This is a genomic window from Vibrio sp. 10N.222.52.B12 (genome assembly GCF_002875385.1).
GTDB lineage: Bacteria > Pseudomonadota > Gammaproteobacteria > Enterobacterales > Vibrionaceae > Vibrio > Vibrio jasicida.
Genome location: NZ_MDAW01000094.1, coordinates 1 through 10,741, shown reverse-complemented (window position 1 = coordinate 10,741; position 10,741 = coordinate 1). Strand labels below are relative to the sequence as shown.

Here is a 10,741-nt window from a genome sequence, read left to right as displayed (position 1 = left end):
TCCGTTGCGGAAATAACGCCCTGTTAAGGGGTGAGCAATGCAATACCGAAGCAGCCGCATACCACCTTAATCACTAAAACCAACGCATAGTGAAAATGCCACGCGTTGCGAATCCCTCTTGAACAGTTTGTTATATCACTAATTTTCAGCGCGCTGACTACTCAACTTTGCTGCAAATTCGATAAAACAGTAAACACACAAAGCAGATACAATGATAAAGCCTATCATCGCAGTTATTGAAAAGTAGCCGATCAGAAATATGAAAGCCGACACCAGACACCCAAAACTACCGATGGTAATTCGGTTAACCCAAGGTTCGTTAAGAGCCTCATCGCAAACTTCAACGGATGCATCCAGTTCATACATATACACATGAGCAAAAGCAAAAGTCGTGAAAACCGGCAAACAAATTGAAAAACACAATGTGGCAAGCTGGAGCAAAACTGAGTTTTCTAAGCTGGCACCTCCACTAAAGAGAGCTAAGAAGTATGCTGCACATAAACCACTCAAAGCTGAGTACAACCACTTTAACTGAGTATATTTATGATTTTGACTTGTCGTCATAAATGAATCCTGTTTAACATCATTGTGGGTGATATAACGCCGCGTTAAGTAGTGAGCAACGCTACCACAAAACCTAACTACAGCACCGTAAACACAAAACCCAACGATAGCACTAAAAATGCCAGGCGTTGGGAATCTGTCTTAAACGCTTTGTTATGCGTCTTCATCCACGATCGGAGAGCCTAACATGGTATCTTCAATGACTGAGTGGCACTCGATTTTGAACCACTTTTGAAACAACGCCCAGTTACGTTTTTGCGGCCAAAGTGATTGGTCTACATACCAATCAAACAGTTCACCCTCAAAAAGTACATCGCAGTTCAATTTCACCCACTCTTTGACTGTATCAGGTGAATCAGCGACTTCACTACTTACTAAATATACAGTGCGATCTTCATTTGCAGACTCTACCGTCAAGTCAGAAACTCCAGTTGGATCAACTTTGTTCAACCAATCCACTGCTTCTTGAGTATATCGGAGTAATAATGCGCCACGATTTAACATGAAATTTCCCGTTAATAGATGTTAGGCGGCAAACATACCATGAAATTACTTCATATTATTAGTCCAATTTTAGCCCTGACGCATAACGCCCTGTTAAGGTGTGAGCAACGCAATACCGAAGCCGCCGCATACCGCCTTAAACACTAAAACCAACGCATAGTAAAAATGCCACGCGTTGCGAATCACTCTTAAACAGTTTGTTAGAGAGATAAGCACTTTTGTATCACTTGCAGTTCTTTGTTGCTTTCAGAGCGTCCAAGAACATAGTTTGAATTGGGACCCACGAAAATAACTGGTTCACCCTTTAGCCATTCAACATCACAAAGATGCTTAGAATTATAGTCTGTTCTGTATGCCACTGACTTTACAGTCTTTTTCTGATTTTTGGTGTCAAGCATTAACAAACCGGTCATTGACGCATATGCACTAAACACAATGATAATAGGAAAAATCGTAAGTTCACTGTGGTGATTTTTAGTTATTAATCCATAGACTGTTTTCAATACCATATATAATGACGTCATCAAAAACACAGGGATCATAAGTAAAAATACAAACAATGCAATGTTGTATACTGTCATTGCTGCTAATGTAAATGGGAAAAGCGAAGGATCGATGCCAAAGACGTTATTAATCTGTCCTGCACTTTTGAAACTAGCCCAGAATGTCAATGATGCAATTAAAGAACCTAGAACCCATTTATTTGACAGTTTCGACTCAGTGAATTTATATATTCCATTATCTTCTAAAAACAAAGAGAGCCCCCAAATAATCAGGATAGAACCCACAATGAATAGAGGGAAAGATAAAAATCCATCCTTAAATATTAGTATTAAAAACCAACAAATCGCACCAGATAACGATAAATTAATGGAGGCTTTACTTTCAACTAATTCCTTGCCGATAAAAGGGATTTTTCCTTTTAAATAGAAGTAAAACTCTTTGTACTCTTTGTACTCGTTCGCTTTGGCTTTCCATACGTTTTTTAGAACTAAAAACAACAGGATGATAATTCCAATCCAAGAAAATAATCCTTTCACAGATAATGGAAGTGATAGGCTGTGACTAGGTATAAAAATGAGTAAAACCAAACCAAAACACCAAATCAAAGCAAATGATAAATGCTGAAAATTCATAATAACCCTTCTATCTCTCTAACGCCTTGTTAAGGGGTGAGCAACGCAATACCAAAGCCGCCGCATACAACCTTAATCACCAAAACCAACGCATAGTAAAAATGCCACGCGTTGCGAATCCCTCTTGAACAATTTGTTATGTGAACATGCAAACTCAGTATCCAATATCTAGGATCAGAAGCAACGTTAATAAAAAGGAGACCAGTACCATATGCTCCCTTTCCATTGACGAACTATTAAAGTTTGGTACAGCAAAGCGACAATTAATACTAGTTCTAGAAAAAGCTGGAAAGGAAAGAGCAACAATGAGTAAACCATCCCATACCCAGGAGCTTGGCCTGCTTCGCTAGGGTTACTCATTACACCGTCGATAAAGTACTCGAAATATAAGTAAATGAAATGGTTCAGTGTTAGTGCAACTAAAACAAACCTCACAATGCTGACGCTCCAAGTTTATGATTTGAAGTAGTATTTGTTCCAGTTCAGAAACTGTCGAGCATCATATTTTCATAAACTCGACATCAATCTCAGTTTTGTTCACATAACGCCCTGTTAAGGTGTGAGCAACGCAATACCAAAGCCGCCGCATACCACCTTAAACACCAAACGCAACGCATAGTAAAAATGCCAAGCGTTGCGAATCACTCTTAAACAGTTTGTTAAATGCATCATGTGCGCATGACTAAAGGCACATCTTCTGCGTTAGGCAAAGAATCACTATTTCCCATATGCCTATAGATATTTTGTCGATCTTCAACGCTTAATTTTTCCCATAAAGAGGGGCTGATACATACGTCTTCGGATTCGGTAAATGCATACATATTAAGAATAGAGATCAATTTCTCATCGTTTACTAAGTTTTTAAAATCCGAGCAAAGCTCATCGAACTCAGCAAACCAGCAGAATGAAACTAATGTTCGATTTTGCGATGGCACAATACTGAGAGCAATAAAAGGTTGAGGGGATTCAAAATGCTCAGTCATCCATTCAGAATGCTTTTCACGTAGAGGAGAAAAGCAAGTTGTACACGACACACCTAAATTCCCGTGAAGTTCGAAAGAACGGAAAGTAACGCTATCACTATAACTGTTTGCTTCATCTATTTCCTTTAGTCTTTGGAAATAATATGGCGAATCTTTATCTAAAAATAATTTAATACCTGCGGTCGAAGCTTCATAACCACTTCGACCTTGGGGATGCATCAGCTCCCCAATTTGCTTGAGGGTATCGATTTGCCTAAGGTAGGAGTCCCTTTTGTTTGCAGATTCATAACTAACACTCCGAAGCAACAAAAGGTAGTTGTGATAAGCATCAGTAACATCCAGACTTTCATTTTCTATAGGAGAAAAAATCTCTGTATCGTGACTGTTACAATAACCTTTGTACCTAGACGATTCAGTTATGGTTTTTTTAACAAGTAGTTCTCGTGGCTTTCCGGAAAAAATATTATAAAGCCCCTTCTCTACACTATATACCCACCCATCCTCAGCAATTGAGTCAAGTTGGCACTTCTTTTGTTGAGAATGGGACTTTATTGCTTTTTCTTTACAGCCAATTTCCATACAGGAATATTCACGGCGATTTGATGCCTTCTGAGCCTTTCCTATTCCAGCTTTAATCAACTTTATCCTTTGAACTTCTCTCATAAGCCTTACCAATCCAATGTGCATTTAACGCTCTGTTAAGGTGTGAGCAACGCAATACCGAAGCTCCCGCATACCACCTTAAACACNNNNAAAATGCCACGCGTTGCGAATCACTCTTAAACAGCTTGTTAGTCGCGAGGCACCGAGCGACAATTTTAAGCCGAACTAAACTTTGCGAACAACAAACTTTATGTGCTCTGATGCATTTGAGTCAGGCGTAGTCTCAAAGCGGCTACTCAATGAAACCACTTGGAACAAACAACGCCGCAGAAAAAGAACTGACAACACCAAAAGGCGCTTTTGAAAAGCTAATCTCACAGTGCGGACTTTCAACGAAGTCACTGAAACCACGTGGAATTTACAACACCAGAGAAAACTTCATTTCAGCGAGTAAATCGGCTGTTGTACCGACAAACTCACCGAGCGGAGTTGCAACCAAAAATAGACTCTCGATTGCCCTACTCTGTAAGCACCAAAGAACAAAACAACCGCTAGGACAGGTACAAAACTCTGGACTTAAAACAGCTAGAACTAAGCTCTAATGATCTACGATTAGTCGATGTACCAAGCAAACAGCTGTCAAATTTTAAGCTCAGAAACATGATTTTGATTGCTAGCTTTTTCTGGCGACTAACGCCCTGTTAAGGTGTGAGCAACGCAATACCGATGCCGCTGCATACCACCTTAAACACTAAACGCAACGCATAGTAAAAATGCCACGCGTTGCGAATCACTCTTAAACAGTTTGTTAGAATTTTTCTACTTTCTCGAAAGAGTCCACATCACCAACTTTGAATTTTTCAAAATCACGAATAATGATATTAGGCGTCGTAGTTAGAGTCCAATAATAGTAGCTAAGTAACCATTGATACTTTTCCTTCACTTTTTGGTTAGACTCATACTTATAGATTCTATATATATCTTTCATTTCCTTTTTTACTACGCTCTGATTATCACCCTGATCATTTATCAGTTGAGGGGCAAAGTGAAGCATATATTCATTTCTATCCTTTATAATCAAACTTAAAGTATGACCTTTTGCATCTTTAACTACATTTTCGTCAATTAGGATTCGTGGAGTTACAGCTTTTTCAGACTCTAGTTTATAAGCTTTTTCTAAAGCTTTAGATGATAGAAATGAAAATTTTGTATTGTTTTTCTCTACGTGATCCCCTACGGATATTCCACCTCGCACAAATAAACCTTCAAAACTAAGGTGGGTAGCTAGAACTCTACAGAACATCAGAACATTATATAAAGCGTCAACTTCATTTCTTTTTTTAGGATGTGTTACAACAATACTATCCGAGAAAAACTTTACTCCCAGCTCACTCGTATTAGCCAATCCAGTTTGCCCAACCGTTTCCCACATATCGATTGACACAGAAAGAGCTCTCTCGAACCTACCATATAAATTAAATGACTCATTAAAAAACTCATCCGATTTATTCTTATAACCAAGTATATCCAAGAATGCACAATAGTATTCTTCACATTCTTGAGTAAACTTATCAATATTATTCCAACTATCTAATGCCATTTGATCACCTAATTCTATTAAAATTCTAACGCCTTGCTAAGGTGTGAGTAACGCAACACAAAAGCTACCGCACAGCGCCTTAATCACATAAGCCACCGCAATGTAAAAATGCCACGCGTTACGAATCACTCTTAAGCAATTTGTTAGTACATGCGCTACTTCTATTTATGCGCTCCAAGATATTGAAAAGTGGCATAATATGAAAGGCTTTGAACACTGAAGTGAGACGGGCAGCTACAAAACTTAAACTCGGTTAAGAGACGAGAGTTGGCTAGAAGAAAAACGCACTGAACTCCCCTACTTTTACTGGCTTCAAATTAGAAAAGGATTCTTTCCTCGTACTTCAACAGCCACACCAAAAGTAATCAAGGTTCTCTCAAAAGCCACCACGAAAATGAAGAAGCACCAAAGAAATAGACTAAGAGTTAGAAGCCGTAAACGGTGAAATCAAAGCGAACACTCCGCATATAGTGCCACCGGAAAGAACGTGAAAGGTACAAACTGAAAGGTGTAAAGACGAGCGCAAAAACAGATAAACACCAAAACTTATGACCTTTGATGTCAAACCCGTACTAACGCCCTGTTAAGGGGTGAGTAACGCAATACAAAAGCCGCCGCATACCACCTTAATCACTAAACTCAACGCATAGAGAAAATGCCACGCGTTGCGAATCCCTCTTGAACAGTTTGTTATGTGCGTGCTTACGTTATACACCAAACTTTTTTACACGCTTGGCACCAATAAAAAACCGATATTTACTTTGTTGAAGCAAGTCCAAGTGACGCTCAAACTTAGGCACACCGTTGGATAAAGAAAGATGATAGACAATTCCATTACCAGCATATACGCCAACATGTGCTCCATATGAGTCTGTAGAGTCGTTATACATCATGATATCTAACGGCTTAAACTCAGTAACCACCTCACTAAACTCCGAGTCATCCCACAGTTCACTAGAACGGTAGTTAGGTGGATTTAGACCGAAGTCTCTGAGCAGGTTATAAGCAAAGACCTGGCAGTTAGCTCCAAGCGTTAAGTCTGAATCATCTTTGCAACCCGGAATGCGGGATGAAACGTATCTTACATTTTTGAATCTATCGGGAATATCCATTTCCATTTTCTCCCAAAGCACATAACGCCCAATTAAGGGGTGAACAACGCCACCACCCAACCTAATGCATTGTACCGCAAACACTAAATTTGAAGTAGAAGCAAAAGTGCCAAGCGTTGTGAATCCCTCTTAAATTGCTTGTTATATGAATTAGCCAAACCAAAGCCAACAGACCACATACCCCAAAATTAGGATGAGTGTAATGTAAGAAAGGTGGTTCCAGAAAAGAGCCCAAACGACTTGAGACTGAACCTTTTTCCTTTGCGGCCATTTCATAGGGTAATGCTCAGGCATGTCTAACTGAGCTCGCAAATAATCTGCACGGAAGTCATTAGTAGAATGAGTTTCGTAGAGTTTCAAAATGCGGTTGTATTCTACTCGATACTTCTGATAGTCCTTCTCTTCGAATTTTTTGTCGAGCATTGGATATATTTCTTGCTTAAGTTCGCCTAATTGGGCAGCACAGGAGTACATCTTTTCAGCTAAGTTAGAGTAATCATTTTTATCAATTAGAAGTGAATAAACCAATACAGACACAGAGGAGAAAACTTGTATTAAACCTACGAGCTCACTATTAATGTTATTGCCCAATTCATAAGCTTGCATCAGTGAGATTAAAATAAGAGCTAGAGAAATTAATACTACCGAGTAAGTCGAAAACTTCGCATGTCCCTTCAAGCGCCTTGACGCGTGAAACCTAGTTTTTGATGTTGCATCGATCTTCTTGTACAGATTGTTGTAACTTTGTTCTTTTTTCACTTTCGAAAATGTCTCCCATTCATATAACGCCCTGCTAAGGGGTGAGCAACGCAATACCGAAGCCGCCGCAAACCACCTTAATCACTAAATTCAACGCATAGTAAAAATGCCACGCGTTGTGAATCCCTCTTGAGCAGTTTGTTAGTTTGCAAACCCAAAGCGTTGATTTTACGTTATTTTAAACTTTGCAAACAACAAACTTTATGTGCTTTGATGCATTTAAGTCAGGCGTAGTCTAAAAACGGCTAGTCAATGAAACCACGTGGAACAAACAACGACGCAGAAAACGAACTCACAACACCAAAAAGAGCTTTTGGAAAAACAATCTCGCAATGCGGACTTTCAACAAAGTCACTGAAACCACGTGAACTTACCACACCAAAGAAAACGTCCTTGCAGCAAGTAAATCGGCTTTTGTATCGACAAACTCAACGAGCAGAGTTTCAGCGAAAAAGTTCGACTCAGAGAACCCAAAAGTCACCGCACCAAAGAACAAATCAACCATTGAAACGATGTCACTTTTGGATTTTCACCACGTGAGTTAACACTGAAATTGAACGCCGATACGACGATTTCGACTTTGAACTTTTAACACTAGATCTTGCGATATTGCTGCGTTTTTCCTCTTGCAAACTAACGCCCTGTTAAGGTGTGAGCAACGCAATACCGATGCCGCCGCATACCACCTTAAACACTAAACGCAACGCATAGTAAAAATGCCACGCGTTGCGAATCACTCTTAAACAGTTTGTTAAATTTCAACTAATACCATTCTGACTGGTCATGCTCTTCAACATTTACCTCAATGCTATGCGCCTTAGGTATGTATAAGTCTACGATTTCGACGTCTTCTAACTCCCCTCCGACAAACTCATAGCTCAAGTTAAGCTCACAAATAAAGTCAAAAGGAATTACCTCTTCCCTTGTGGTTGAACCGAACGAATAGAAATGCCCATCTTCTTTGTCGTAAACACCGTTGGAAAAGTCTGGACCGATAACTGTCACATCTAGCTCAATGGTTAAGTCTAAAGCCAGCTGACACTCTTCGTCGCTTACATGAACAACGTTGATTTCAAAATCACCAACTTCTGAAACCGAAAAACTGTCAACCTCAGCGTCTTCCCAACTGGAGCTATTATATACGTCACTACCAGAGATATAATCTGAAACCTGCGCTTTGATCTCGTCTGTCTTTGATTCGATAAATTGCTTTACTTTTTCCGTTCGAGCATTTGTATGGAGGTTATAAATATCAAGTAGCTTTTCTAAACTATCAACTGCTATAAGTCTTTCATTTCCCTCACAATATGCTTTGAGATCTTTATCATCTGAAATGACGTACAGCTTTTCGCTTTCCTCTAGATATGTCTCTAGAGACAATAAAGAAATTGCATCGGGAAACTCAGACTTTTTCTTACCGTCACCGAAAGGAGCCTTTTTCTCAAAGTAGAGCTCTAATAATTTTTCAGGGTCTATTTGATCTGCTTCAACATATTCATACTTACATTCTGTATTGAAGCTATGGAAAACTTCGTTTGCCTTACCATATACATCCTCTTCTCGAACATCAGCAAACAAGGAAGACAAACTTGGGTCGTCTATTGTGGACAGGATATGAGCTTTTCTTTTAAAAGACTGAAGTGACCCCAGCGCTTCCTTAATGGAGAGTTCAATTTTATTTTCAACCTCTCTTTCGACTACACTGGTCATCAGGTAGCGCAATTCTTCCTTTTGACAAAGCTCTTTCAACGATAAAAAAGAGATAGATTCAAAATTATAATTACTTTTTACGAAATACTGCGTATCTATAAATACATTTCTTGTTTCTAACATTCTGACACCTATGTCAATTTGAAATTTAACGCCGCGTTAAGGTGTGAGCAACGCTACCACCTAATCTAAACTATTGTGCCGTAAACACTAAAGCTGATACAAACTAAAAATGCCAAGCGTTGAGAATCACTCTTAAACGCTTTGTTATGCCAAAAGCGGGAGCTCGCAAACTTTTCAACATCTTTTATTACATGGGATCAATAGTAAATTTGAGAGTCCACTCGCTTAGCTGGGAACTAAAGAACGACACAAAGCCTCAATATGCTACAACACCCATAATGAGATGAAATTTAGGAAAGTATTAATGAAAGTTAGAATTACTATTAGTGGTTTAGGCGCAGGTATCCCCAAGCTACCGATCGGTGTCAATTTAATATCTGGCTGCTATATAGAAACAAAACCTAATGATGGTAATGCTCCAACGCGCTTATATGGAGTCGCTGACTACTTATCTGTCGGTGGAGAATCAAGTACTTTAATATTTGGTCATGCTCAAACGGAGTGGATGACAGTAGAAAGTGAATCAGCTAAAAAATTATTACAGTACGAAAACTTTCTTGGAAGTCACGTAGACGTCGAGGTAAAAGGAACATCCTTCGGCTCAAGTAAAGGTGACGTGACTTTGAAGGTAATTGATAAAATTGGCAATGCGAAATCTGCCATAGATAAATTCAATATAAAAATAGATGCTTACCAGTTAGCCTCAACTAAAATTAGGGGGCAGATTAGAGCTATGAAAACTGAAAGCTCTAAGTAGGAATTTCTGATGTCGCAATATTTAAAAACTGTAAAAAATAAAACATTAAACTTCATAAACAATTTATTGCTATTTGCAACTATTTTTCTTTTGGGAGGTTATTGCTTTCTAATACTCTCTCGTAATCACTTTACGACACTTAGCAATGAAATGCTTGGTGATACAACTTACATCATGAATTCAATGATCTTAGATATTGCCCTAAGAAAACCTTTGATATTAGTCCCTATAATATCAAGCATTTTAGTCATAAAACACTATAGAAAACAAAAAGACTTTTACCAAAAATTACGCTTTAATCTAATAAACATTTTGTTTATTTCCTTAATATTAGGTTCAATAGTGTACTCTCTATATATCCCATAGAGCATTTTGGCATAACGCCCTGTTAAGGGGTGAGCAACGCAATACCGAAGCCGCTGCATTCCACCTTAATCACTAAAACCAACGCATAGTAAAAATGCCACGCGTTGCGAATCCCTCTTGAACAGTTTGTTATGTACGTAGTTTAAAATGAACACCTGAGCTTTCAAATTCTATGTTCCCAAAGCCACCTGCAACCTTGAAATATGATTGGTTCTTTTCAAAGTAGTCGATGTTTCCGTAGTCTTTTGAACCGTCAAGGTCTATGGTCGGCTGTATATCATTTTGATTCAAGAGCCCATTAATACTCAAGACACCCTCAAAAAGAAGAGACCCCGAACGATAGCAAGTATGCTCACCTATTTTTGGAGCTTCATAATATTTAGACTCAGGCCAGATGCTAAACTCTAGTTCAATTTCAAGAGTTTGATCATTGTAGTGCCAACCCAAAACAAATGAATCCTGAAGGTCTACACCTACGAGAAAATCCATATTTTTCTCCAAGTACATAACGCCCTGTTAAGGGG

General features: G+C 38.8%; 12 protein-coding genes and 1 pseudogene. 2 read left to right on the top strand and 11 right to left on the bottom strand.

Going from position 1 to position 10,741, the window contains the following annotated elements; all coding sequences use genetic code 11:
- Nucleotides 1-138: 138 nt before the first annotated feature.
- From BCT11_RS28295 to BCT11_RS04160, 5 genes and pseudogenes are all read right to left on the bottom strand, one after another.
- Nucleotides 139-564, bottom strand: coding sequence for a hypothetical protein (locus tag BCT11_RS28295; protein WP_229617581.1), 426 nt, complete (start codon nucleotides 562-564; stop codon nucleotides 139-141).
- A 153-nt stretch (nucleotides 565-717) separates the two neighbouring features.
- Nucleotides 718-1,068, bottom strand: a complete 351-nt coding sequence (locus BCT11_RS04190; RefSeq protein ID WP_102387263.1) for a hypothetical protein — start codon at nucleotides 1,066-1,068, stop codon at nucleotides 718-720.
- 200 nt (nucleotides 1,069-1,268) lie between these two features.
- Entirely contained in the window at nucleotides 1,269-2,204 is a 936-nt protein-coding gene (locus BCT11_RS04180) for a hypothetical protein (protein WP_086467607.1), read from the bottom strand.
- Nucleotides 2,205-2,756: 552 nt separating this feature from the next.
- Nucleotides 2,757-2,859: pseudogene (locus BCT11_RS04165) on the bottom strand (DUF3265 domain-containing protein).
- 13 nt (nucleotides 2,860-2,872) lie between these two features.
- Entirely contained in the window at nucleotides 2,873-3,850 is a 978-nt protein-coding gene (locus tag BCT11_RS04160; RefSeq protein ID WP_133152138.1) for a hypothetical protein, read from the bottom strand.
- Nucleotides 3,851-4,089: 239 nt separating this feature from the next.
- Between BCT11_RS04160 and BCT11_RS04150 the strand changes: the two genes are divergently transcribed.
- Nucleotides 4,090-4,392 carry a hypothetical protein gene (locus BCT11_RS04150; protein ID WP_038887808.1) on the top strand — a complete coding sequence of 101 codons (303 nt, stop codon included), beginning with the start codon at nucleotides 4,090-4,092 and terminating at the stop codon, nucleotides 4,390-4,392.
- 206 nt (nucleotides 4,393-4,598) lie between these two features.
- Here the strand turns inward: BCT11_RS04150 and BCT11_RS04140 are convergent, their stop codons facing one another.
- The 5 genes from BCT11_RS04140 to BCT11_RS04105 all read right to left on the bottom strand — a co-directional run bounded on the left by BCT11_RS04140 (nucleotide 4,599) and on the right by BCT11_RS04105 (nucleotide 9,094).
- A complete protein-coding gene (locus BCT11_RS04140; protein ID WP_102387258.1) occupies nucleotides 4,599-5,390 on the bottom strand; it encodes a hypothetical protein in 792 nt (263 codons plus the stop codon).
- A 707-nt stretch (nucleotides 5,391-6,097) separates the two neighbouring features.
- Complete coding sequence (locus tag BCT11_RS04125; RefSeq protein ID WP_241908977.1) at nucleotides 6,098-6,502, bottom strand: hydrolase; 405 nt, start codon at nucleotides 6,500-6,502, stop codon at nucleotides 6,098-6,100.
- Nucleotides 6,503-6,652: 150 nt separating this feature from the next.
- Nucleotides 6,653-7,261, bottom strand: coding sequence for an SLATT domain-containing protein (locus tag BCT11_RS04120; protein ID WP_102387254.1), 609 nt, complete (start codon nucleotides 7,259-7,261; stop codon nucleotides 6,653-6,655).
- Nucleotides 7,262-7,631: 370 nt separating this feature from the next.
- A complete protein-coding gene (locus BCT11_RS28510) occupies nucleotides 7,632-7,766 on the bottom strand; it encodes a hypothetical protein (RefSeq protein ID WP_277869648.1) in 135 nt (44 codons plus the stop codon).
- A 257-nt stretch (nucleotides 7,767-8,023) separates the two neighbouring features.
- Nucleotides 8,024-9,094 (bottom strand): PIN domain-containing protein, encoded by a 1,071-nt coding sequence (locus BCT11_RS04105; RefSeq protein ID WP_102387252.1) that lies wholly within the window; start codon nucleotides 9,092-9,094, stop codon nucleotides 8,024-8,026.
- A gap of 304 nt (nucleotides 9,095-9,398) precedes the next feature.
- Here BCT11_RS04105 and BCT11_RS04100 point away from each other — a divergent pair, with 304 nt between their 5' ends.
- Complete coding sequence (locus BCT11_RS04100; protein ID WP_039977653.1) at nucleotides 9,399-9,851, top strand: hypothetical protein; 453 nt, start codon at nucleotides 9,399-9,401, stop codon at nucleotides 9,849-9,851.
- 495 nt (nucleotides 9,852-10,346) lie between these two features.
- Here the strand turns inward: BCT11_RS04100 and BCT11_RS04085 are convergent, their stop codons facing one another.
- Entirely contained in the window at nucleotides 10,347-10,706 is a 360-nt protein-coding gene (locus tag BCT11_RS04085) for a hypothetical protein (protein ID WP_102387265.1), read from the bottom strand.
- Between the last annotated feature and the right edge of the window lie 35 nt (nucleotides 10,707-10,741).